Raw genomic sequence first — 24,907 nt, forward strand, 5'->3', positions numbered from 1 at the left:
GGCGGCTTTGCCGACTTGAAGTGACTGCTGACAAAACAAGGTTAAAGACCTTTTGATATTTTCAACTTTCATCTTTATAAACTTTGCTTCGATGTCCAATTTCTACAACCGTTACCAATAGAACATCGTCCAAAATATCGTATAAAATGCGATAATCGCCTACTCTTATTCTATAAGTATTTTATTGACCTTTTAGCTTTTTTACACCGTTGGGACGGGGTTCTGTGGCTAACTCATCAATTTTAATCTGTATGCGTTCTTGAACTTCAGGCGATAATTTTTTTCAATTGTTTGAATGCACCCTTCAATATTTCAACTCTATAACTCACGCCACTTCCTTTTTTACTTCTGTTTGAAGTTCTTTTTTTGCTTCTGACCATGACACTGAGCCGTCAAAGTCAGCATCCTTTTTTGCTTGCTCATAGGCTTTTAATTCTTCTTCTTCTTCTTCTATTTTTTGGAGTAGTGCGTAAATCTCATCTAATGTACTGTCATAAGCTTGGTTTAGCAGTACGTTGATAGCTTTGATTAATTCTGAGCGTTCCTGTTCGGTTTTCATAATGAAGCGTCTTGAAGATTGTTAAGTTTAATTTAGCGGGTTACTGTCCTAATCTAATTTATAAACCATTGTTCACCTCTGGTGACTCAAAAGCTCTCAACTAAGAAACTCTGGTAGCTAATTTCTTACTAAGGATGGTCAAAGCCTACAGATATCAAAGTATTTGATAGCCAATGCTGCTCCCGCTTTATTGTGCAGTCGTGGCTACTTTTAGAGTATTGAGTATTCGTTAAACTAAGCAAAATGCAAAATTGACTTTTCGAGAAGCTAAAAATATTTTAAAGTTATTAAACACAGCAGTTTTGATTTGCATGAGGTACAAATTAACTGGTTATGAGGCAGGAGCAGGAGGCAGGAGGCAGGAGAAGAATTTCGATATTTAATTCTCCGGTTGTTACCTCATTTAGTTACAACCTGCTGTAAATTAAGCAGTAGTCAAAAACAGTAGATTTTTTACTCAAACATGATATAGCTGATAATTTTTATGAAAACCACTGGCATTCATCACATAGCTATTATTTGTTCTGACTACGAACGTTCAAAAAAGTTTTATGTAGAAACTTTAGGTTTTTCTGTTATAAACGAGACTTTTCGCGCTGAGAGAAATTCTTATAAATTAGATTTACGTGTAGGAGAAAATAGCCAAATAGAGTTATTTTCCTTTCCAAATCCTCCCCAAAGAGTTGGCAACCCAGAGGCTTGTGGTTTAAGACATTTGGCTTTTGAAGTTGAGGATATTGAGCAAACTGTTGTTTATTTAAATTACCATAATGTTGAGGTAGAAAATATCAGAGTTGACGAGATTACAGGTAAGAAATTTACTTTTTTTAAAGACCCAGATAATTTACCATTAGAGATTTATCAGCGTTAATCACAGCAGTTTGTAGCTAAGTCTACTTAGCCGATAGACACCTATGTTAATTGTAAGGGGCGATCGCGTACAATTATGTGCTTGTTCAGGACGGTAATCAACGAGTCAAAAATTAACCCAGGAAATCGCTTAAAAATTTGGTAATAAATCGAGTCACGTTTCACTTAATATTTTGATTGTCTCTGTTTGACCACTGACAACTAACAACTGACCACTAACAATAATTTATCGCTTAGGTAAAGCTTCACCGTACTTAATTAAAAGAGCGATCGCAATACTTACAGCTAAAATTAAAGTCATACTCAAAGCGGAACCAAATCCCCAATTTTGAGTACCTCCCAAAAACTGATTATAAATTAAACGCGCCGCTGTCATACTAGAAGCACCACCAAGTAATTCTGGGTCAATAAAATCTCCTAATCCTGTGATCAAAACTAGCATTGAACCGGCAGCAATTCCTGGCATAACTTGGGGTACTGTAACTTTCCAAAAAGTTTGTACAGGATTTGCACCTAAATCGGCTGCTGCTTCTAGCAAACGTTTGTCTAACTTTTCCAAAGACGCATATAAAATTACAATCATATAAGGTAGTAAGCTATAGCTCATACCAATTAAGACAGCCGGAACACGGTTAAGTAATTCTAAAGCAGGCAAACCTAAACTAGTTAAGAAAGTATTTAACAAACCAGTGGGACGAAGAATTGTAATCCAAGCGTAAGACCGGAGTAAAGAAGAAGTCCACAGAGGTAATACAAAACCTAGTAGCAGTAAGTTTTGCCAACGTTTTGGTGCTTTTTGAGCAATCCAATAAGCAACAGGAAAACCTAAAATTAAACAAATTATAGTTGTACCAATCGCTAACCATAGCGATTGCAGAATTACATATACATAAAGCGGATCAAATATTCGTTGATAGTTACTAAATCCACTAGGATTAACCAAATCTCCTGGTCTAATGTCTGGTACCAAACTCAACTCAAAAATGATCAGAGTTGGCAAGACTAGTAAAAGCAGTAACCAAATACCAGATGGTGCAAGTAATACCAGAGGTTGAAGCCAATTTAACCGTAGACGATGCAATTTTTTGATTTTGGGAATATCGCCTGTTAATTTTAGTTGAGAAGAACGATTTATTGTTGACACAAGGGTAAATAAAATTTGGTAGTGAAAAGTTAGGAATTAGGAGTTAGGATTGATTAAAACATGTAATTTTATTTCTGGTAATTGAAATCATGCTGATTACTATTTCCAAGAAAATATTATTTTTAGGAACTATTTTATTCATATTTATATGCAGCTATAATACTTATTAACTTAATTTATAACTTCTAACTCCTAACTCCTAACTATTTTAGCCACTGGTTAATTTAGTCCAATAACGATCATAAACCTCTTCAAATTTTCCTAAAGGAGTAATGCGTTCACATTTTTCTAATAGGAGATTTGGCGGAAACAAATTGACATTATTTTGGATTTTATTTGGTAATTGTTCAAAGCCTGCACTATTTGGTGTAGAAACGCTAATACTTTGGCTAATTATACTTGCTATGTGTGGTTGCAAAATAAAGTTGAGCCAAGCATAAGCTCCATCCAAATTAGGGGCTGTTTTAGGAATTACAATGGTGTCTGTCCATAACGAAGAACCACTACGAGGAATTATATACTTGAGTTTGGGATTTTCCTTAATAATTCTGATAGCATCTGCTGAGTAGCACATTGCTATTAGTAAATCTCCTGCCAAAATTTGGTTTTGCCAAGCGTCAGTGTCAAAAGCTGCGATCGCTGGCTTCAGTTCTGTTAATTTTTCATAAGCTTGCTTAACTTGCTTTTCATCTTTTGAATTATACGAGTAACCCAGCATCCTTAACACAGCACCCATCACCTCGCGGACATCATTTAGCAATGTCATTCGCTTATGAAGTAGTTTTTGATTTTGCCAAAGATAGTCCCAATCTCTTGGTGCTTCTTTAAGGATTTCGGAATTGTAAATTAAACCTGTCGTTCCCCAATTGAAGGGGATACTGTAACGGTTATTGGGGTCATAACTAGGATTTTGGAACTGAGGAAATAAATTATTTAAACCAATTAAGCGATTGTGATTTATTTCTCTTAGCAAACCTTTATCTACCATCTTTTGTACCATATAGTCAGAAGGATAAACAAGGCTATAACTTCCACCACCTCCGGCTAATAATTTCGCTAGCATCACTTCGTTAGAATCATATGCATCTATCAGCACTTTTATGCCAGTCTGATTACTAAAGGTTTGCAATAATTCGGGTTCGGAATATTGCGTCCAAGTATAAATATAGAGTTGGCCACTTTGACCAGAGTTAGTAGGATTTGCCCGCACTTCAGCCAGTCTCCAGCCGCAACCCGCTAAAGACAAACTAGAAATCGCTGCTATTCCTTGTAAAAACTGTCGTCTGTTAGTCATTTGACTATTGACCAATAGCTAAACAATCACTTTCTGCCCAAGAAGCATAAATAGGTGTGTCACGGTCTGGCAAATTGCCAAAAGTATTGGGTTGCAAAACACTGATGTTGATACCGTTTTTTAATTCCACAACATAATTAACATGAGTTCCCAAATACATAACATTCACTAGCCGTCCCTCAAAGCAATTATGCAATACAGTAGGCTGATAAAGTGAGAGTTGAATTTTCTCTGGACGCACACTAACTACTACTGTTTGTGCTAACTCAGTTGGTGTATCTTCAGTGCGAGTTACTACAATTGTGAGTCCTGTTTTTGTGATAATTTGTACACAAGAAGATTCCACCACAGCGATTTCACCAGTGAATAAATTAGTATCACCAATAAAATCAGCGACAAAAGATGTTAAGGGACGTTCGTAAATTTCGCTGGGAGTGCCGATTTGTTCAATTTTGCCTTGATTCATCACAGCAATGCGATCGCTCAAGGATAACGCCTCTTCTTGGTCATGTGTCACCATGACAAAGGTCAATCCCAAATCTCTATGTAAATTTGATAACTCGACCTGCATTTCCTTACGCAGCTTTAAATCCAACGCCCCCAACGGTTCATCTAGTAATAGAACAGCAGGACGGTTGACTAAGGCCCTAGCTAAGGCGACTCGCTGCTGTTGTCCACCAGATAATTGATGGGGAAAACGCGATCGCAAACTTTCCATTTTTACGAGCTTGAGAGCATCTTTAACTCTGTCTTCAATTGTTGATTTGTGGATTTTTTGCAGACGCAATCCGAAAGCAATGTTATCCCACACATTCAAATGGTTAAACAAAGCATAGCTCTGAAATACAGTATTGACAGGCCGACGGTAAGGTGGCACATTATTCATCGGCTGACCCTGAATTAACAGCTTGCCAGCATCGACTGTTTCAAACCCAGCGATTAAGCGTAATGTCGTTGTCTTGCCGCAACCAGAGGGGCCAAGAATACTAAAGAATTCCCCCTGCCTAACATCCAAGTCTATTCCGTGTATCGCTGGTTCCTCGTTAAAAAACTTGAACACGTTACGCAGTTCAACATCAAGTGCCTGAAAAGCCGCTATCCCCCTCTGATTCTGCATGACAGTTTGAGCCATAATCCTCAGTAGAATGCCGTAAATTAAAGTATGAAGTATCAAGGATGAAAGATGAAATGCTTATCCTTCGGTATCAGTTAAGGGGCACAGCTTGATCTGTGAAATCTTAACTTGACAGTATGGGTGCAAAACCTTACACCCTTTCACTTTTCATCCTTCAGTGAACGCCCTGATTTATTGTATCCACCAAAAACTCATGATTGGGAATATACTTTCTGGATTGTTACACGATGAATAGCCAGTAGAAGTTTAGGGGAAACATATACAAGTCATACTAATTTTGAGATTTATCCCATGTCTTTATTTCCATCCTCTCTACCGAGTAGCAAAAAAGATATACGAACAGTCGGGCGTGGTTTCCAGTCAATATTTTTAATTGCATTTACCCTACTAATGTGCGCTGGTATTCAGGCTCGTTTGGCATATTTACAAATTGCTGAAGGGCCAAAACTCCGGCAACGAGCAGAGGCAAACCGAGTCCGAACGATCGCTAAACAACCAGAACGAGGTAATATTTTTGACCGTAATGGCAAATTGTTAGCTAGTACACGCTATCCTCATTCTGTATACCTATGGCCAATGGCACATACTAAGCCTTCTTGGTCAGTGATGGCAAGACGTTTAGAGCAAATTCTTCACATTTCGCAAGAAGAGATGGAAAAGAAACTAATTGAAGCAGGCCCCAACTCTTCTTCACTCATCCGTATTGCTCGTGACTTGAGCGAAGCACAAATCACAGCCTTGAAAGAGTATGAAAATGAACTGCCAGAGGTGCAAATCAATACAGAAGCTGTTCGCTACTATCCCCAAGGTGAAGAATTAGCTCATGTGCTGGGATATACACGAGAACTGACTCCAGCACAGTTAAAAGATAAGAAAGAGCAAGGCTATCGACTGGGAGATGTAATCGGTCAGATGGGGATCGAAAAGGCTTATGAAAATAATCTGCGGGGTGAATGGGGTGGTCAACAGGTAGAAGTGGATGGCAAAGGACGACCCATGCGGGTTTTGGGAGAAAAAGAGGCAAAGTCTGGTAAAGATTTACACTTGACAATCGATTTAGATGTACAAAAGGCAGCGGTAAAAGCTTTGGGAAACCACGAAGGTGCGATCGTGGCAATTGACCCCAATAACGGTGCTATCTTAGCAATGGTTTCTTATCCTACCTTTGATCCCAATATTTTCTCTAAGCAAAAACTTTCTGAACACGATTGGCAAAGTGTACAAGGTAAACAACATCCTTTAGTTAATCGTGCTTTGAGTGCTTTTCCACCCGCCAGCACCTTCAAAATTATTACTACAACCGCTGGGTTGGAATCAGGTGAATTTTCTCCTGATACAGTATTAGAAACTTTCGGTTCCCTTACCATTGGTGGGGTAACTTTTAGTGAATGGAATCATGCTGGATTTGGGCCATTGGGATTTCCGAAAGCGATCGCTATGAGTAGTGATACATTCTTTTATCAAGTTGGTAGAAAAGTCGGTGGCCCAACTTTGATTGAATGGAGTCGCAAATATGGATTTGGTCAAAAAACCGGTATTGAGTTTGCCGATGAAGAATCAAAAGGCTTGGTTCCGGATGAAGCATGGAAACAGAAAGTGATGAAGATGCCTTGGACAATAGGTGACACCATCAACATGTCAATTGGTCAAGGCGCTCTGCAAGTGACACCCCTACAATCAGCTATTATGTTTTCTGTTCCTGCTAATGGTGGCTATCGAGTGAAACCACATTTACTCAAAGACCATGAACAAGCAAAAAGCTGGCGAGAATCGTTAAATATGAAGCCAATAACTATCAGCGTTATCCGCGATGGGCTACGTAAGGTAGTGACTGAAGGTACAGGTAAGCATTTGAATGTACCATCAATTGCCGCAGCATCAGGAAAAAGTGGTACTGCGGAAGCAGGTGCTGGTCGCCCGAATCATACTTGGTTTGGTGCTTATGCCCCCAGTAATCAACCAGAAATCGCAGTTGTGGCCTTTGGTGAAAACTCTGGGGATCATGGTGGAACGGTTTGTGGGCCGATGGTCTTACAAGTGCTAGAAGCTTATTTTTCTCATAAGTACCCAGGCAAGTACGCACAATCTGACTCAAAAGATTCACAAACCAAAGTTCATAATTCAACATCTACCACTGGAGACTAAAAAATTGGAATTGGGCATGGGGCATGGGGCATGGAGGAGGCAGTGCGTTGCAAAGCCAGTTGCGTGGTGAGGCAACGCGGTCTTGGGGGTTCCCCCCATGAGCGATTGCCGAAAGGGTTTCCCGACTTGAGCAAACTGGCGTGAGGTTTCCTCGTTGAGTGCAACTGCCGTCATGGGGCAGGAAAAAATCTCCAACGCCCTATGTGCTATGCCTTATTTCCAACCTCAACAAATAATCTAGCTGTGTAATACCAATTCTCTAAAATGAGGCAACACATTCAAACCCCCAAAGCCATGCCATATAAGACTTTCTTAATTACGAATTACGAATTACGAATTGGTGTAAGTCTTGAAAATATGAATTTACCTCGCGCAAAGACGAGGCAGCGCAGTCTTGGGGGTTCTCCATCAAGACGGCAAGTGGACTCACCTCCTATTGATGTCAACTTAAGCCTTGGCGAATAGAAGTCCCGGCTACATATGCGAAGTCTGCCTCCGCAGAAAGCGCGGAAAATTAAGGGTTTGAAACCCACGAAGGTGGGTTTTGTTTGTGTTGACGCGGTTTTTAACCGCCCATTTGCCGTTAAGTTGACTTATAAGTCTTATTGCTATTGATAAAAGTTGCTGTATATCAGAGGGGCGTTGCTCAATAAAATAAGAAGTGTAAAGGCTCACAGTTGATCCTTTATAATCGATACTTCTCCTAATTGCTTTTTAGCTAAAGACTTGGAGTAAGTATAGAGGCATTGTATACAGATAACACTGGTTTAAGAACTCTCTTTGTCTTATGACTTTATTGCAACCACCTCCAATTAGCGTCAAAAAAGAAACTCGCACAGTAGGACGGAGTTTTCAATCTCTATTTTTAATTATATTTACCTTATCAATGACCACTGGTATAGCTATTCGTTTAGCATACTTGCAAATTGTTGAAGGGCCGAAACTCAGACAAAGAGCAGAAGCAAACCGAATTCGGATCATTCCTAAACAGCCAGAGCGGGGTAATATTTTTGACAACAAGGGCAAACTGTTAGCCAGTACCCGCTATTCTCGTTCTGTATATTTATGGCCGATGGCACATACCAAGCGTTCTTGGTCGATTGTGGCTCCCCGTCTAGAGAAAATTCTCGGAATTCCCCAAGAAGAGATAGAAAAGAAACTAGAAGAGGCTGGTGCTAATTCTTCTTCACTGATCCGCATTGCTCGTGACCTCAACGAAGCACAAATCACAGCTTTAAAGGAGTATGAAAACGAACTCCAAAATGTCGAAATACATACTGATGCGGTTCGTTATTATCCTCATGGAAAAGAATTGGCTCATGTGTTAGGTTATACGCGCGAGTTGACCCCAGAACAATTAAACCAAAAGAAAGACGAAGGCTACCAACTGGGAGATGTGATTGGTCAGATGGGGGCTGAAAAGGCATATGAGAAAATACTAAGGGGCGAATGGGGAGGTCAGCAGGTAGAAGTAGATGGTGCTGGACGACCACTGAGAGTTTTGGGAGAAAAACAGGCAAAACCTGGTAAAGATTTACACCTAACTATAGATTTAGATTTGCAAAAATCAGCAGCTAATGCTTTAGGCGATCGCGATGGAGCGATCGTTGCAATCGATCCCAAAAACGGTGCTGTCTTAGCAATGGTATCTCACCCCACCTTTGATCCCAATATCTTCTCTAAGCAAAAACTCTCCCAAAAAGATTGGGAAATGGTACAAGGTGCAGATCATCCCTTGGTTAATCGTGCCCTGAGTGCTTTTCCACCCGCCAGTACCTTTAAAATTGTCACTGCGACTGCTGGACTAGAATCGGGTAAATTTTCTCCTAGCACGGTGCTACAAACCTATGGTTCTCTAAACATTGGCGGCACCCGTTTTGGTGAGTGGAACCATGCGGGATTTGGGTCATTGGGTTTTGTAGGGGCATTGCAATGGAGTAGTGATACTTTCTTCTATCAAATTGGTAGAGGAGTCGGTGGCCCAACTTTAATTGAATGGACTCACAAGTATGGATTTGGCAAGAAAACCGGCTTTGAGTTCGTCAATGAAGAAGCAAAAGGTTTAGTGCCAGATGAAATATGGAAGCAGAAAGTTTGGAAAATGCCTTGGACTGTTGGCGACACCATTAATATGTCAATTGGTCAAGGTGCCTTACAAGCCACACCTTTACAAGCCGCGGTCATGTTTGCTGTGCCAGCCAATGGTGGTTATCGAGTTCAACCACATTTGCTTAAAGACAATGAACAAGCAAAAAGCTGGCGAGAATCCTTGAATCTGAAACCAACAACCGTAAAAATTCTCCGCGAAGGATTGCGAAAAGTAGTGGCTGAAGGTACAGGTAAAGCTTTGAATCAGCCAACAATTCCGACCGTCGCTGGTAAGAGTGGCACCGCTGAAGCATGGAAGGGTCGAGTCAAACAAAATCACGCTTGGTTTGGTGCTTATGCTCCCGCCGATAAACCTGAAATCGTAATCGTAGCATTTGCTGAACATTCCGGTGGTGGTGGTGGTAGTGTTGCCGCGCCAATGATTCTAAAAATCATGGAAGATTATTTCCAACGTCAGCATCCTGACAAGTATCAAAAACCAAAAACTCAATAATTAGCCTTCAAGGTTGTTTGAAAAAACCTATGGATTTGTAAATAAATACATAAGTAGGGTAGCAATGCTGTGCTATCCTACAGCAGTTTGTGTTCTAGCCAGTTGAAAATTCCTGCATAACACTTTTATTTCACAAAGTCAGGCATATAGATTTGCGATAATACTGCTATTTGTGAAACAGTTTGTGCAGTTTGCAATGAACTATCAATCTGGGGATGAGTTTTTACAGGACATGCCGCTAATTTTGGCAGGGCCAATCCTAAAACATGTAGAACCTGAATCGGTTACGGTTTGGGTAGCGCTGAAATTGCCTTGTCAGGTAGAACTCAAGGTCTATGACACCACAAATGATGGTACTGTTATAGGCAATTCTTTACTAGAGGGAAGACGCTCTACCGTTGCTTTGGGAAAATCGCTGCATGTTGTGGCAGTAACAGCTCGATTAACACAAAGGGAATGTCTGAGTAGCGATCGCATTTACGCCTATGACCTCCAATTCACTCAGCAGACTTCCCAGACTCAGCAAACTTTGCAACAAGCCTTGCTCTCCAATCGCTTTGCTAGTGTTAACATCAGCTATTTTGCACATCAAAAACCAACATTTGTCCTGTCACCTTTGCATCTGGAGGATTTACGAATTGTGCATGGTTCCTGTCGCAAACCTCATGGACATGGGTTCGATGCACTACCCATCTTAGATTGTCTGATCGAAGAAACCGCAAATCAGCCGCGACTGCGCCCCCATCAACTTTTCCTGACTGGCGACCAAATTTATGGAGATGATGTTGCTGAACCTTTGTTGTGGGCATCCACTATGCTTGGTGACGCACTACTGAGTTGGGAAGAGCAACTACCAGTGGTTCAAAAGCAAGCCACAGATGTTGCCTATTACAAACCCAAGCAGTTACCTCCCGGATATCGGGCTGAGGTAGTGACTCACCAAGCTGGTTTCACCGCAGGATTAGACAATAAACACGCCAAAGTTGCCAGTCACCTCCTCAGCCTTGGTGAGTATTACGCATCTTACTTGTTAACTTGGTCACCGATGTGTTGGCCTGCCGCTTTCCCCAAGGGACGGGAAATAGCGGGGACTGGTAAACCGAGTCGGCAATGGAATCGACAAGTTCGCACAATGCAGCAATTTATTCACACCCTCTGGAAAGTGCGACGCGCACTGGCAAATATTCCTGTATATAACATCTTTGATGATCATGATGTGAGCGATGACTGGAACCTCAATCAAGCATGGTGTCTGCGGGTGCTGGGGCGACCATTGGGGCAACGAAGCGTACAAAATGCTTTGTTAGCTTATGCAGTTTTTCAGGCATGGGGTAATACACCCCATCAATTTGCAGCTGGTACATCTGGAGAAAAATTATTGGCCGCGGCTCAAGACTGGTCTGCTTCCCAAGGTATGGACACAGCTGCTTATGATGCGATCGCTCGTTACCTGGGAATGCCACCTACTAACCCACACACTGGTTTACCTGAGTTTGTCAAAGATGGCTCTGTATTTATCCTCAAGCGACACCCAGAAGCACTCACCTGGCACTATACGGTACAAAGTCATTGCCATGAAGTGATTGTTTTAGATACACGCACATGGCGAGGCTACCCGGTTGACAAAAAAACAACCGCACCTCCCATGCTCCTATGCCCACAAGCCTTTGAGCGTCAAGTCTTCTTGCCTTTACAACAAGCATCTAGGATGCAAACCACATTGCTGATTGCACCTACCAATCTATTTGGATTGCAAGTAATCGATTGGATTCACCATTGGCAGTTAGAACGCGATCAAGTTTTTTCTACAGATGTTGGTGATGCTTGGAACATTAATTTAGGAGCATTGGCGCAATTTTTAACTATTCTCTTTGAGCAACGTCATCAAGTTGTGGTTCTGTCTGGAGATATTCACTATAGTTCTGCTGTCCGCATGTCTTATGCAACTACTGATCCAAATTCTCGAACGAAATCTGTCTTAATCCAGTTAACTGCTAGTGCATTGAAGAACGAAGAAACTATTACTCGCATCTTGCATACACGGCTGAAAGACTGGCTTTTACCCGAAAAAGTACGCCATTGGATTGGCTGGTCTCATCCACCAAATATGGTAGAACGAAAAGCCAGACTATTTCGCCGCCAGCCACAGCCGCGAATCAAACCCGACTGGGTTTGTGCGCTAGAGTGGGTTCCTCGACAAAATACTCATCTACCTGATTTTGGAGCTAATTTACCGTGGCTTTTGACTCCCCAAGAAAAAGCCAAAAATTACAAATGGCGATGGTTACAGCGTCTCATGTTTTGGAAATCTCCCCGGTTTCAAGATGGGCGAGAAGTCGTTGGATTTAATAATTTAGCCCTAGTTCAGTTTGAGTTAACAGCCAACGCTTCTTACAAAGTAATTCAAGATTTGTACTGGTTTTCTTCCTGGTATCCTACACAAATTGTTTATAGCCGCTTTCAGAGTGAGCTTGTGCATAACGAGTCTTTGTGGAAGTGAGCAGGGGAGCTATTGACCAGGGGAACTCGGGGCCCCCACGACCGGAGGGAGTGGGGATTAGGGGCACAGGGGAGCTATTGAGCAGGGGAGATGAAAAACAAGGAAAATAATTCTTTACTCCAGCATAGCTGTCTCCTGCCTCCAGCATAGCTGCCTTCTGCCTCCTGCCTTCCACCTCCTACCTCTTGCTTATTTGTTTCTGGTAGGAGCTAAAACAAGCAAAATATCGAATTGTTCTCGCTCTGTTGTCGTAGAAGTGGTGGCGCTAATACTGTAAACTGACCCCAATACTTGTTTATAAGGTTGGAAGTATTCGTTATTAAATACTGACGGCATAAAACCGTAAACCCATGACAAGAAAGACCCCATATTTACATAAAAATATCCGTGGTTTGGATATGGTAAAGAATTGGTAGCATTCTTGAAATTGTAAGTCGTTGGCAACAAAATATAAGGCTGCGGTACTAAGTCTGCGATCGCTCCAAATCCAGTTGTCACAACGACAGTGTTATCATTTACCCAACTATAAGCAAGCAAGCTCTGGGAAGAATCACCTCCAATGTCCCAACTAGTCACAGATTGACCTTTAATATCGTGGGTGTTAACCACCACTCCCCCTGCCAGGAAGGATTGAATAAATTCATTTAACTTATTGAGAGTTGTATCTGCTGCGGCTCGATTAGTTGTTTGCACAGCCAAGCCTATGCCCAGATTAAAGTCAGGGCTTACGAATTTAAATAATCCTCCCTTTGTGGGAAAAGAGAAAAAGCCGTAGTCCCCGTCCATCCAACCGAGAATGTCCTTATCGAAATCTAGCCCTGTACTACTACGGAAAAAATCGCGAAACTTTTCTAGATAGTCTTTCAGTTGAGGCTCACTACTGAATCCTTTAGCTAGCTGTTGCCACTGTAAGTTGAGATTACGACCAGTAAAAGCTGAGTAGGTAGCACCAGGCATCCGATCTAGTATGGTTTCGGCTTTTTTTGTATTATCTTTATTTTGCTTAGATTTTATTACTGGGCGCTGAGCGTTGATTTGCAAGCGCAGTCCTTCTGGTTGTAGGCTCACAAAGCCATCTACACTGGCATATTCTTTTAATTCTTCGAGATCGATTTTGTTATCACCAAAGATGGGAATAGACAAACTTGGATCTTTATAGATGTCGTTGATTAAGGGAACAAAGTTAGCTAAGTTTTCATAAATTGTAAACAGCACGTTGTCAGACTTAGACTGCTGGAATGTCTGCTGAAATTGAGGATTCTGTGCCAAAGTATTGTTTGCTTGGGAAGCATCAATTAGCTGCTCAATGGGTTGAGCAGTGATGCCCGCAACAACATATCCTGGAAAAGTGGCGATCGCAAAACTACGTTTCCTCGTTAACGAATTGGGCTTCAACTCCGCCTCAGAAGACGGTTTGAGTTTTCGCACCGCAGAGGGTAGCGCCTTAGTACGTGGAGCTAGTTCACGGTTCCTAAGTTCCAATGAGGGTGGCGTGTTTCGACGTGGAGCTACTTCAGGCTTCTTCATTTCCAATGAGGGTAGCGTGTTTTGAAGCGGAGGTACTTCAGGCTCTTTCATCTCCAATATCGTAATTCCCTTGTACTGCCGCACCGTGACTTGTGGAGTGTCGGTTTTGAGTTTTTCCAAAAACGGTTGCAAACGTGTGTCATCCTTTATCGGAGCCACCAACAGAAAGCTGGAATCTATGGTGGCAGTAGTAGATCCAACCTTTGGCATGAATGCAAACACCACTTGATCTCCTAACCAAGACTCAATATCTTTTGCATAGTCAAACGAGAAAGTGGTTGTCGGTAAAAACGCTGATGCTGTTGTAAAAGCTGTTTTAAACAATTGAAACCGATTTAGCTTTGCCCAGGATTCTCCTTTTGTATTAATCAACCCTACTATTGGTGTATCGGCTGGTAGAATATTTGCGACAGCAGGAGTAGAAGTTAAAGATGGTTTCGTTGTCTCAGAAACGGGAGCGACTGTTAAAGTAGACAGCAATGCCAAGGTAGTAACTGGTAATATCATCATTATTTTGTGACTTTTGGATTACTTACTATTGTGATATTTTTGCTACAAATAAGTCAGTATTTTCAGAACTCTTAGAAATGAACCTGCCTTGTTTTTAGCAAGGCAATTTACTCTCGTGCGCGGGTTAATAGCGCTGAGAGAAGTGACGTAAAACGGCGCTACTTAGTGGGTGAATATATTGCAGCTTGACAAAGAAATGGTATCAGTTGGCTAGGATTTCAATTATTTTTAATGTTTAACAACAAGTTATACCAATTCTCTAAAATCCAGCAACACATCCAAACCCCAAAACCCAGACCATATATAACTTTCTTAATTACGAATTACGAATTACGAATTACGAATTGGTATTAGTTTGGGTATAAACGGAAAGGCACTAATAAACATAACTATATGAAGAAAGATTAACTAGGCTCAAACCGTCTTATCTTCTAGCTGGAAAATAGGGAGTGGGGAGTAGTGAGTAGGCAAAGTTCTCAGAGTTACTTGCGTTATTGGTGTGCCGTTGGAAATTTTGCCTACAAACACTCTGGAAAAATGTTTCTTACCCATAATCAAACCATACCAGTACCTAGCACCAATTTTGTAGCTGGCCTTGAGGTCAACTTGTACTGGTTTTGCTAACCCTACCTAAACTTGGTTACAGGTAGGAACTGGACTCAACATTCTCTTCAAACTGTGCAGATATATTATTAGCCATACAAAGATTTAATCCACTGCCATTCTTGGGTTAAACCTTCTGTTAAGGAAATTTTCGGTTTATATTCAAGAATTCTTTGCGCCTTAGATACATCAGCAGCAGTATGTCGTGCGTCTCCCATAGCCTTTTCTATGTAGTTCTTTTTGATGGGTTTGCCAATGATTTCTGCCATCGTGTCCAGGACTTCTGACAAAACTACCCTGCTACCACCGCCAATATTGATAATTTCCCCCACTGCTTCGGGTGCAGTCGCAGCAGCTAAATTGGCAGCGATCGCATCGCTAACAAATGTAAAGTCCCGCGTTTGTTGTCCATCACCGTAAATGGGAATTGCCTCATCTTGCAAAATAGATTTAAAAAACTTATGAAATGCCATATCAGGGCGCTGTTTCGGCCCATAAACTGTAAAGTACCGTAATGCCACACAAGGCACACCAAAGTTTTTGTGATACAGACCACATAAACGCTCAGCTGCTAATTTGGTAATTCCGTAAGGAGAAACTGGTTGCGGGCAAATTCCTTCGTGAGTGGGCAAAGTTTCAGCATCACCATACACACTTGAAGTTGAGGCAAATACTAATCTTTTCAGGTTTTGAGCATCTTTTGCGGCTTCCAGCAAAACTTGTGTAGCGCTGATATTGCGTTCTGTGTAAAAACGGAAACCTTTACCCCAACTTGCTCTTACCCCTGCTTGTGCCGCTTGATGGTAAACAACATCAACATTTTTGAGTAGTGTCTGCCAATCCAAAAACTGAATATTTCCTTCAATTAAGGTAAAATTCGGCGACGAGCGTAAGTGTGCAATATTCTTGTACTTCAACATAGGATCGTAGTAATCATTGAATTCATCAATGCCGACTACTTCTTCACCTTGTTGTAGTAAGGCTTCTACAAGGTGAGAACCAATGAATCCTGCTGCTCCAGTAACGATAATTTTAGCCATGACCGCTATTGAATGGATATATTATTAATCTCAATATTCACAGGTTAATACTTAAAACGATTAAACGTCATTATCTGCTCAGGATTTTTCAATGAATTCTTTGAATATGTGAAAATTAATTATAAATACTTAATATTTTTCATGAGATTGAGCGATTCCAGTAAATATATTGATATTAAATACATCTGGCAACCATAAATACACTAATTAACTAAGCAAAATACTAAAAAAACCTTAGTGTAAATTCCGTATTCAAACTAGCAGTAGGTGATATTAATCAAACTTAAATATGCAATGATATGGTGAATTTAATACCCAATTATCCTATTGTAGCTATGCGCCTATTCAGGCGAGCAGGGGAGCAGGGAAAACAACAGAGAAAATTCTTCCTTGTCTCCCTATCCCCCTATCTCCCTGATCTTTCCATCCCCTCATTTTCTTTTCTTCACCAAGGGGCTTGCATAAGTATCAGAATTGGTGAAGAATTGATCCGCGAGTCGCCTTAGGGCATTCTCGTTTCGCAAGGGACGCACGAGGAAATCAGTGAAAGTTTTAGTTGTAGGCAATGGAGGGCGCGAACACGCTCTGGCATGGAAATTGTTGCAGTCAAAGCAAATTGAGCAAGTTGTTTGTGTACCAGGAAATGGAGGTACAGCAAGCATGGAGCGTTGCCAGAATTTGCCCTTAGCAGTAGATAATTTTGAGGGTATGAGTCAATATGCCTTAGAACATGGCATAACTCTTGTGGTAGTTGGCCCAGAAGTGCCCTTAGCCAAGGGAATAACAGACTACCTCCAAAGTCAAGGATTGATGGTATTTGGGCCTACTAGAGCAGGAGCGCAGATTGAAGCGAGTAAAGCCTGGGCCAAAGCTCTCATGCAGGAAGCAGGAATTCCTACAGCCAAAGCAGCAGTATTTACTGAAGCAACGGCAGCAAAATCCTACGTGAAAGCACAAGGAGCGCCAATAGTTGTAAAAGCTGATGGCTTAGCTGCTGGTAAGGGTGTAATAGTTGCCGAAACAATCGATCAGGCAGAAATGGCAATTGATACGATTTTCCAAGGGCAGTTTGGTAGTGCTGGTAATTTTGTCGTTATTGAAGAATATTTGGTTGGGCAAGAGGTTTCAGTTTTAGCGTTGACGGATGGGTTAACAATTCGACCTTTGCTACCTGCTCAGGATCATAAACGGATTGGTGAAGGCGATACAGGAGAAAATACTGGGGGTATGGGAGCATACGCTCCAGCGCCTATTGCTACACCAGAGTTGATGGCACGCATTCAAACAGAAGTTTTAGAAAAAGCGATCGCATCCTTAAAAGCCAAAGGTATCGATTATCGAGGTGTGCTTTACGCTGGATTAATGATTGCACCTGATGGTGATTTTCAGGTTTTGGAATTTAACTGTCGCTTTGGCGATCCGGAAACGCAGGTGGTTTTACCATTATTGGCTACACCTCTAGAAGAGTTAATTCTAGCTTGTGTACAGCAGCGTTTAGGCAAATTGCCACCCATTGCTTGGCACCAAGGCGCATCCGCCACTGTGGTTGCTGCTTCCGGTGGTTATCCAGGGGAATACGAAAAAGACAAGGTAATTACTGGGATTCAACAGGCAGAAGCAGCAGGTGCAACTGTATTCCATGCAGGTACAAAATTGAACCAGCAACAACAAGTAGTCACAGATGGAGGAAGAGTATTAAATGTGACAGGAAGTGGAGAGAATTTTGAGCAAGCGATCGCTCAAGCCTACGCTGGAATCAAAGCAATTCAGTTTGAAGGCATTTATTACCGCAGAGATATTGGTCATAGAGTATTGACTAATGGCTGAGGACTGTGAACAGTCTTTTTTTTACTTACTAGTTCCTCTTTGGGGGATGAGGAAGATGAGGAGGATGAGGGAGATGAGGGGGATGAGGGGGATGAGGGAGAAATTATTTAAAAAGCTCTCCCCTGCTTCCCTGCTCCCCTGCTCCCCTGCTCCCCTGCTCCCCCGCTCTCCATCAGCCATTAACCATCTACTTCCAGCCGAATAATATTTATTTCTTGCAGTTCCACTAACATGTTTGCCGAATTAACTGTTAATTTTTAAGTTGTTGGAGTTTATAACTAAAGACTACTGACAACTTTATTTAAAATGCTGGCTCTTTTAAAAACAATTCGAGAAGCGATCGCCAATTGGTGGTCGGAGTTTACACTCCAGACCAAGCTTTTAGCTGTCGCCACTTTAGTGGTTTCGCTAGTGATGAGTGGTTTGACCTTCTGGGCTGTCAATACAATTCAGCAGGATGCGCGGATGAACGACACCCGTTTTGGTAGCGACCTCGGACTGCTACTGGCTGCCAACGTCGCCCCTCTAGTGGCTGACCACAACCTTACTGAGGTTGCCCAATTTTCCCAACGCTTCTACAGCAGCACCTCTAGTGTGCGTTATATGCTCTATGCTGATGAAACTGGGCAAATCTTTTTTGGCATTCCTTTTTGGGAACCAGAGGTAGAAAACTCCCTAACCATTAAGCGACGCATACAACTGCCAGAAGGTTTCCCTGCTGATGGAGACAAGCCAATGGTACGGCAACACATGTCTCCTGATGGAGCAGTCACCGATGTATTTATTCCGTTGATTGTCAATAAAAAATACTTAGGTGTATTAGCTATTGGTATCAACCCCAACCAGACTGCTGTCATCTCCACAAATTTTACTCGTGATGTGACAATTGCTGTTTTCATCACAATTTGGGTAATGGTAATTTTAGCAGGAGTAATTAATGCTTTAACTATTACTAAACCAATTAAAGAACTGCTTGTCGGGGTTAAACAAATTGCTGCCGGAAATTTCAAACAGCGGATTGATTTACCTTTAGGAGGCGAACTAGGAGAGTTAATTTTTAACTTTAATGAAATGGCGGAACGCCTCGAAAGTTATGAAGAACAAAACATTGAAGAATTGACAGCAGAAAAAGCCAAACTAGAAACACTGGTTTCGACCATTGCTGATGGTGCCGTCCTGATTGATAACAGTATGCAGGTGATTTTAGTCAACCCCACAGCGCGGCGAATTTTTGGCTGGGAAGGCGATGAGGTGGTAGGCAGTAATGTCTTGCATCACTTGCCATCAGCGGTAGAAATGGAAATTACTCGTCCTTTGTATGAAATGGCAGCTGGCGAATGTGAAAGTGCAGAGTTTCGCATTCATTTAAACCAACCAATCAAACGGACAATCCGCATTCTTTTGACTACAGTACTTAATTTACAACGGGAAAGTATTAAAGGTATTGCCATAACTGTTCAAGATATAACTCGTGAAGTAGAACTGAACGAAGCAAAAAGCCAATTTATCAGCAATGTTTCTCACGAACTGCGAACACCTTTATTTAATATCAAATCATTTATTGAAACTTTGCACGACTACGGCGAAGATTTAAGCGTAGAACAACGACAAGATTTTTTGCAGACTGTCAATCATGAAACCGATCGCTTGACTCGCTTAGTTAACGATGTTTTAGATTTGTCAAAACTCGAATCTGGTCGTAATTATAACTTTGATGGAGTGGATTTAGCCCAAGCGATCGAGCAAACTCTGCGTACTTACCAACTCAATGCCAAAGATAAAGGCATTGAACTAATTCAAGAAGTTACCCCCAACTTGCCGTTAGTTATGGGTAATTATGACTTATTACTGCAAGTATTAGCTAATTTAGTTGGTAATGCTCTCAAATTTACTAAGGCAGGTGGCAAAGTAGCTATTCGTGCCTATCAATTAGATCCCAAGCCTAACTCTCATAATCAATCTTCCCAAGTGCGAGTAGAAGTTTCCGATACTGGCATTGGCATCGCCCCAGAAGACCAACAAGCAATTTTTGACCGCTTCTTCCGCGTAGAAAACCGAGTTCACACCCTAGAAGGCACTGGCTTAGGTTTATCGATTGTGAGAAATATCATGGAAAGGCATCGCAGTAAAGTACATTTGGTGAGTGAAATCGGGGTAGGTACAACTTTTTGGTTTGACTTAGCTTCGATTTGATCAAGCCGTGAAGTTGGAGTAGCAAAGAAAAGAGTCAGCTATTCCAATGCATATCTAAATCGTGTTGACTGATGACTGCGATCGGTCGTCGGTCAGTGGTCAACGACCTTGACCAACGATTATACAGGTCAAGATAATGACATTGTTATGAGCAAACAGACGAATAATAAACCTAGTAGCAGTACCAAAGCTTGATTATGTTTCATCCAGCTTCTGATAGTTCCGCCAAAGCTGCTGCTGTAACGCTGTTGTTCCAAGTTTAACTTGCTCTGTTCCAGATTTTCATACAGAGTACAGTCTTTGGCGTAAGGACGTTGGGGAAAATTACAGGTGTTGTCATCATGATAGGTGCAGCTATCACAGAGATAACCATCCCCTTTAACACGGTGCAATGGAATACCAGGATGACCGTAAGCTTTGAGAGTTGTACGGCAGTATGGACAGGTAATAGCTTGACTATCAACGAGTTGATGGCAGCGAGGACAAGATACAGTAGCCACAACCTAAGTGTAAATGGGTAAACATTTTGATTTTAGCTCTTCTGAACATGAGGAGTCAGTAGTTGAGCGGCTGAAGTTAAGATTACAGATAACTATTTTATATATGCACATGGAAAAAAGTTGAGATAGAAAGGTTGATCTAAAGGTGTAAAAAACTAGTATTCAAGCAAATTACCACATAAATTAACTACTTTTGTATCCATAAATATTTTTTCAAGGCAGTTTATCCACCCTGACCCATCAAGAGTATATACTAATACAATTTTCAAAAATATTTGCAACAAATGAATTGGCTGTAGGGGCGTACAGCTGTACGCCCCTAGAGGGTATCTGTATCAGGTATTTCCTAAAATGGTATAACTCCCAAAGATAAAGATTACCCAGTCTTGGGAAACTTTATACAGGGTTTGGATAACCACTGTTGGGGTCGATTCTCCACAATTGTGTGCCATTTATACCGTTATCAGCATTAAAGTAAAGAACATTATCTAGCACTTGCAGATTACTAGGATTGGAAGAAGCACTTCCTAGATTAATGTCTTTGACCAATTGAGGATAGCTATTACCATCGACTTTCCATAACTCTGTGCCAGAGTAACCATCATTGGCAGTAAAGTAAAGAACATCTTCTAAAACTGTAAAATTGTTGGGGTTAGAAGAACCATAAGATGGATTGATGTTAAAGTTGAAGGGGCTGTTAGTAGTAGAGTTAATTCTCCACAGTTCTGAGCCATTCACCCCCTCTGATGCAGTAAAGTAGAGGCTATCTCCCACAACAGTGAAATTGCTGGGGTTGTCCAACCCGCCAGGAACCTCTAAGCTTTTTGCATAGCTATTTTGCTCAATTCTCCATAAGTTATTGCCACTGTAACCATCATTAGCTGTGAAGTAGAGAATATCATCTACTAGTGTCAAGTTACTAGGATTGGAAGAGGCATTTCCAGCATTAATGTCTTTGACCTGTTGTGCATAGCCATTGGCATCAATTTTCCACAACTCTGTGCCATTGTAACCATCGTTGGCGCTAAAGTAGAGAACATCATCTACAACTGTCAAGTTACTGGGATTAGAGGAAGCATTTCCAGGATTAATATCTTGTACCCGTTGCGGATAACCATTGGCGTCGATTCTCCACAACTCTGTGCCAGTATAACCATCATTAGCTGTAAAGTAGAGGGTATCACCTACAACTGTAAAATTGCTGGGATTGGGAGAACTGTTGTAGTAATTGATGTTGAGGCTGATGGGGTAGCTAGAATTGGGGTCAATTCTCCACAGTTGATTGCCATTTGTGCCATTGGATGCAGTAAAGTAGAGTTTCTCACCTAGAACTATAAAGTTACTGGGATTGGATAGACCGCCATTCACCTCTACAAGCTGTGCATAGCCATTGGCATCAATTTTCCATAAGTTTGTGTCACTGTCACCATCGTTAGCAACAAAGTAGAGACTGTTGCCTATTACTGTCAAGTTACTGGGATTAGAGGAAGCATTTCCAGGATTAATGTCTTGTACAAGTTGGGGATAGCCGTAAGAAGTGATTCTCCACAACTCTGTACCAGAGTAACCATCAGTGGCAGTAAAGTAGAGGGTATCACCTACAACTGTCAAATTACTGGGATTAGAAAAACCACTGTAGTAATTGAAGCTGAGGTTGATGGGGTAGGCAATGCTGGGTATAATTCTCCACAGTTGATTGTCATTCATGCCATCGAATGCTGTGAAGTAAAGGCTATGTCCTAGAACTATCAAGTTGCTGGGATTGTACAGACCGCCACTATCCTGTATGCGTTGTGCGTAGCCGTAGGAGTCTATTGTCCATAAGCCTGTGGTGTTGTAACCATCACTGGCAGTAAAGTAGAGAGTATTATCGACGACTATCAAATTACTGGGATTAGACGAACCATATCCAGGGTTAATGTCTTGTACCCTTTGGGGATAGCCGTTAGCATCTATTTTCCACAACTCTGTGCCAGAGTAACCATCGTCGGCTGTGAAGTAAAGAATATCTCCTACAACTGTAAAATTGCTGGGATTAGGAGAACTGTTGTTGTAATTGATGTTGAGGTTGATGGGGTAGCTAGAGTTGGGGTCAATCTTCCATAGTTGATTGCCATTTGTCCCATTTGATGCGGTGAAGTAAAGGTTATTCCCTAAAACTATGAAGTTGCTGGGATTAGATAGACCCCCATTCACTTCTACACGTTGTGCATAGCCATTGGCATCGATTTTCCATAACTCTGTGCCATTGTAACCATCGTTGGCGCTAAAGTAGAGAACATCATCTACAACTGTCAAGTTACTGGGATTAGAGGAAGCATTTCCAGGATTAATATCTTGTACCCGTTGCGGATAACCATTGGCGTCGATTCTCCACAACTCTGTGCCAGTATAACCATCATTAGCTGTAAAGTAGAGGGTATCACCTACAACTGTAAAATTGCTGGGATTGGGAGAACTGTTGTAGTAATTGATGTTGAGGCTGATGGGGTAGCTAGAATTGGGGTCAATTCTCCACAGTTGATTGCCATTTGTGCCATTGGATGCAGTAAAGTAGAGTTTCTCACCTAGAACTATAAAGTTACTGGGATTGGATAGACCGCCATTCACCTCTACAAGCTGTGCATAGCCATTGGCATCAATTTTCCATAAGTTTGTGTCACTGTCACCATCGTTAGCAACAAAGTAGAGACTGTTGCCTATTACTGTCAAGTTACTGGGATTAGAGGAAGCATTTCCAGGATTAATGTCTTGTACAAGTTGGGGATAGCCGTAAGAAGTGATTCTCCACAACTCTGTACCAGAGTAACCATCAGTGGCAGTAAAGTAGAGGGTATCACCTACAACTGTCAAATTACTGGGATTAGAAAAACCACTGTAGTAATTGAAGCTGAGGTTGATGGGGTAGGCAATGCTGGGTATAATTCTCCACAGTTGATTGTCATTCATGCCATCGAATGCTGTGAAGTAAAGGCTATGTCCTAGAACTATCAAGTTGCTGGGATTGTACAGACCGCCACTATCCTGTATGCGTTGTGCGTAGCCGTAGGAGTCTATTGTCCATAAGCCTGTGGTGTTGTAACCATCACTGGCAGTAAAGTAGAGAGTATTATCGACGACTATCAAATTACTGGGATTAGACGAACCATATCCAGGATTAATGTCTTGTACCCTTTGGGGATAGCCGTTAGCATCTATTTTCCACAACTCTGTGCCAGAGTAACCATCGTCGGCTGTGAAGTAAAGAATATCACCTACAACTGTAAAATTGCTGGGATTAGAGGAGGCGCTACCGGGATTAATGTCTGCAAATAATACCGGATTGCCAGTATTGGGGTCTATTGTCCAAAGTTCTGTGCCGTGAGTATTGTCGTAGGTGGTAAAGTAATACTTATCGCCGACTATTATAGGGTTAGTCTGCTCAAAGACGGTAGCATAACTTGCCATTGTAGATGGAAGAAATGCTGGATGAAATTCTACAGACCCTAAATTTTTGTCTAGTTCCCAGTTGCCATTAAAAGCTGCACTTCCAATTGGTGTTGTAGAAGCTGCGATCGCAGCACCGGTTAAATAGTGAAGTTTGTTAAGGAATTCCTCTCCTACATCACCCACAGCCACATTACAACCATAAAGTAACAAGGATGGTGTTAACCAAGTCTTCAGGTGTTCGCTGTAGTGGTTTAGAGTGCTAAGACTCAATTGTGTGTTTCCTAGATAGAGAGTTCCTAAGGAACCGTGAGAAACAATGTGGATACTGCTTGCGCGATCGCGGCTTTGTAAAGCTGCGGTGATTTGTTCCACACCATCTTGCTGTGAGGTGAGAACAATTACCTCTGCTTGAGGTACTACACCTTTAATTAAGTCTTCGTGGTTTTCAACAGCAGAATCAATAAAGACAAGAATATGGTTAGAATCCAAATGTAAACGTTGATTATCCATTTCAGTTGTTATCTTCAGATACTTGTGTGCTAGAGGCTATTGATCAAGTCAACTTTTAGCCAGTCAGGCGATGCAGCATAATCCAAGCTATAACGACATAGCAACAATGGTGGTCTTGCTCATTGTTGCCAAACGTTCCTCATTTTTAGCAAAATGATGAAATCAGCCATATTTGATGTAATGTCATAGTCAAAATCATGACTAAAACAGTCAGCTTTTGAATGCAAAAAATTACAGAATCTTTTGCATTCAAAAGCTGAAATAGACCGACTTGTTATGCTTTAATAACCATTTTTGTTAATTTCTAACTTTGAAGTCATCTGGAAGATTACTGAAATCTTGTTTCAAGAAATCATAAATCTCAATTAAGGAAGTAGAATTGATTTTGAAATTCAGGAATAATCAAGGTGATAATATTTTCCTAGCTGAGCAAATAAGTTATACTCTTTATTTGTAAAAATGTACTTATAAAACTTAGCCCAAAAGACACGCTATGCAGGGAAATTGATGAATTGCCTC

The 24,907-nt window shown here is 41.4% G+C and carries 14 protein-coding genes and 1 pseudogene; 6 read left to right on the forward strand and 9 right to left on the reverse strand.

Features of this window, described 5'->3' with window-relative positions:
• Nucleotides 1-61: 61 nt before the first annotated feature.
• Both I8748_RS03300 and I8748_RS03305 read right to left on the reverse strand, forming a co-directional pair.
• Nucleotides 62-329: pseudogene (locus tag I8748_RS03300) on the reverse strand (type II toxin-antitoxin system RelE family toxin).
• Complete coding sequence (locus I8748_RS03305) at nucleotides 326-559, reverse strand: hypothetical protein (RefSeq protein WP_198123247.1); 234 nt, start codon at nucleotides 557-559, stop codon at nucleotides 326-328. The pseudogene I8748_RS03300 and the gene I8748_RS03305 overlap by 4 nt, the downstream one beginning before the upstream one ends.
• Before the next feature lie 484 nt (nucleotides 560-1,043).
• On the opposite strand from I8748_RS03305, the gene gloA2 reads away from it, so the two are divergent.
• A complete protein-coding gene (gene gloA2, locus I8748_RS03310; protein ID WP_198123248.1) occupies nucleotides 1,044-1,430 on the forward strand; it encodes an SMU1112c/YaeR family gloxylase I-like metalloprotein in 387 nt (128 codons plus the stop codon).
• Between the two features lie 225 nt (nucleotides 1,431-1,655).
• Here the strand turns inward: gloA2 and I8748_RS03315 are convergent, their stop codons facing one another.
• From I8748_RS03315 to I8748_RS03325, 3 genes are all read right to left on the reverse strand, one after another.
• Nucleotides 1,656-2,573: an ABC transporter permease gene (locus I8748_RS03315; RefSeq protein ID WP_198123249.1), complete on the reverse strand. Its 918-nt coding sequence runs from the start codon at nucleotides 2,571-2,573 to the stop codon at nucleotides 1,656-1,658.
• Between the two features lie 208 nt (nucleotides 2,574-2,781).
• Complete coding sequence (locus I8748_RS03320) at nucleotides 2,782-3,867, reverse strand: ABC transporter substrate-binding protein (protein ID WP_198123250.1); 1,086 nt, start codon at nucleotides 3,865-3,867, stop codon at nucleotides 2,782-2,784.
• A gap of 4 nt (nucleotides 3,868-3,871) precedes the next feature.
• Nucleotides 3,872-4,999: an ABC transporter ATP-binding protein gene (locus I8748_RS03325; protein WP_198123251.1), complete on the reverse strand. Its 1,128-nt coding sequence runs from the start codon at nucleotides 4,997-4,999 to the stop codon at nucleotides 3,872-3,874.
• Between the two features lie 294 nt (nucleotides 5,000-5,293).
• Here I8748_RS03325 and mrdA (I8748_RS03330) point away from each other — a divergent pair, with 294 nt between their 5' ends.
• From mrdA (I8748_RS03330) to I8748_RS03340, 3 genes are all read left to right on the forward strand, one after another.
• Nucleotides 5,294-7,147: a penicillin-binding protein 2 gene (gene mrdA / locus I8748_RS03330; protein ID WP_198123252.1), complete on the forward strand. Its 1,854-nt coding sequence runs from the start codon at nucleotides 5,294-5,296 to the stop codon at nucleotides 7,145-7,147.
• Nucleotides 7,148-7,934: 787 nt separating this feature from the next.
• A complete protein-coding gene (mrdA, locus tag I8748_RS03335) occupies nucleotides 7,935-9,749 on the forward strand; it encodes a penicillin-binding protein 2 (protein ID WP_198123253.1) in 1,815 nt (604 codons plus the stop codon).
• A 196-nt stretch (nucleotides 9,750-9,945) separates the two neighbouring features.
• Entirely contained in the window at nucleotides 9,946-12,249 is a 2,304-nt protein-coding gene (locus I8748_RS03340; RefSeq protein ID WP_198123254.1) for an alkaline phosphatase D family protein, read from the forward strand.
• A 189-nt stretch (nucleotides 12,250-12,438) separates the two neighbouring features.
• On the opposite strand, the gene I8748_RS03345 is transcribed toward I8748_RS03340, so the two are convergent.
• Nucleotides 12,439-14,286, reverse strand: coding sequence for a DUF3352 domain-containing protein (locus I8748_RS03345; RefSeq protein WP_225896295.1), 1,848 nt, complete (start codon nucleotides 14,284-14,286; stop codon nucleotides 12,439-12,441).
• A gap of 692 nt (nucleotides 14,287-14,978) precedes the next feature.
• Nucleotides 14,979-15,929 (reverse strand): NAD-dependent epimerase/dehydratase family protein, encoded by a 951-nt coding sequence (locus I8748_RS03350; protein WP_198123255.1) that lies wholly within the window; start codon nucleotides 15,927-15,929, stop codon nucleotides 14,979-14,981.
• A gap of 543 nt (nucleotides 15,930-16,472) precedes the next feature.
• On the opposite strand from I8748_RS03350, the gene purD reads away from it, so the two are divergent.
• Entirely contained in the window at nucleotides 16,473-17,756 is a 1,284-nt protein-coding gene (gene purD, locus I8748_RS03355) for a phosphoribosylamine--glycine ligase (protein WP_198123256.1), read from the forward strand.
• A 306-nt stretch (nucleotides 17,757-18,062) separates the two neighbouring features.
• Nucleotides 18,063-19,949, forward strand: coding sequence for a two-component system sensor histidine kinase NblS (nblS, locus tag I8748_RS03360; protein WP_198123257.1), 1,887 nt, complete (start codon nucleotides 18,063-18,065; stop codon nucleotides 19,947-19,949).
• 128 nt (nucleotides 19,950-20,077) lie between these two features.
• Here nblS and I8748_RS03365 read toward each other — a convergent pair whose 3' ends face one another.
• Nucleotides 20,078-20,449: a zinc ribbon domain-containing protein gene (locus I8748_RS03365; RefSeq protein WP_198123258.1), complete on the reverse strand. Its 372-nt coding sequence runs from the start codon at nucleotides 20,447-20,449 to the stop codon at nucleotides 20,078-20,080.
• A 396-nt stretch (nucleotides 20,450-20,845) separates the two neighbouring features.
• On the reverse strand, nucleotides 20,846-24,388 hold the full coding sequence (locus I8748_RS03370) for a DUF4347 domain-containing protein (RefSeq protein WP_198123259.1): 3,543 nt from the start codon (nucleotides 24,386-24,388) through the stop codon (nucleotides 20,846-20,848).
• Nucleotides 24,389-24,907 lie beyond the last annotated feature (519 nt).

This window comes from Amazonocrinis nigriterrae CENA67, assembly GCF_016056305.1.
Classification (GTDB): Bacteria; Cyanobacteriota; Cyanobacteriia; order Cyanobacteriales; family Nostocaceae; genus Amazonocrinis; species Amazonocrinis nigriterrae.

Excerpts from the sequence above, each read along its gene's own strand:
- I8748_RS03305 (WP_198123247.1), bottom strand. The coding sequence starts at position 559 with ATGAAAACCGAACAGGAACGCTCAGAATTAATCAAAGCTATCAACGTA.
- gloA2 (WP_198123248.1), top strand. The coding sequence starts at position 1,044 with ATGAAAACCACTGGCATTCATCACATAGCTATTATTTGTTCTGACTAC.
- I8748_RS03320 (WP_198123250.1), bottom strand. The coding sequence starts at position 3,867 with ATGACTAACAGACGACAGTTTTTACAAGGAATAGCAGCGATTTCTAGT.
- I8748_RS03325 (WP_198123251.1), bottom strand. The coding sequence starts at position 4,999 with ATGGCTCAAACTGTCATGCAGAATCAGAGGGGGATAGCGGCTTTTCAG.
- mrdA (WP_198123252.1), top strand. The coding sequence starts at position 5,294 with ATGTCTTTATTTCCATCCTCTCTACCGAGTAGCAAAAAAGATATACGA.
- mrdA (WP_198123253.1), top strand. The coding sequence starts at position 7,935 with ATGACTTTATTGCAACCACCTCCAATTAGCGTCAAAAAAGAAACTCGC.
- I8748_RS03340 (WP_198123254.1), top strand. The coding sequence starts at position 9,946 with ATGAACTATCAATCTGGGGATGAGTTTTTACAGGACATGCCGCTAATT.
- I8748_RS03345 (WP_225896295.1), bottom strand. The coding sequence starts at position 14,286 with ATGATGATATTACCAGTTACTACCTTGGCATTGCTGTCTACTTTAACA.
- I8748_RS03350 (WP_198123255.1), bottom strand. The coding sequence starts at position 15,929 with ATGGCTAAAATTATCGTTACTGGAGCAGCAGGATTCATTGGTTCTCAC.
- nblS (WP_198123257.1), top strand. The coding sequence starts at position 18,063 with ATGCTGGCTCTTTTAAAAACAATTCGAGAAGCGATCGCCAATTGGTGG.
- I8748_RS03370 (WP_198123259.1), bottom strand. The coding sequence starts at position 24,388 with ATGGATAATCAACGTTTACATTTGGATTCTAACCATATTCTTGTCTTT.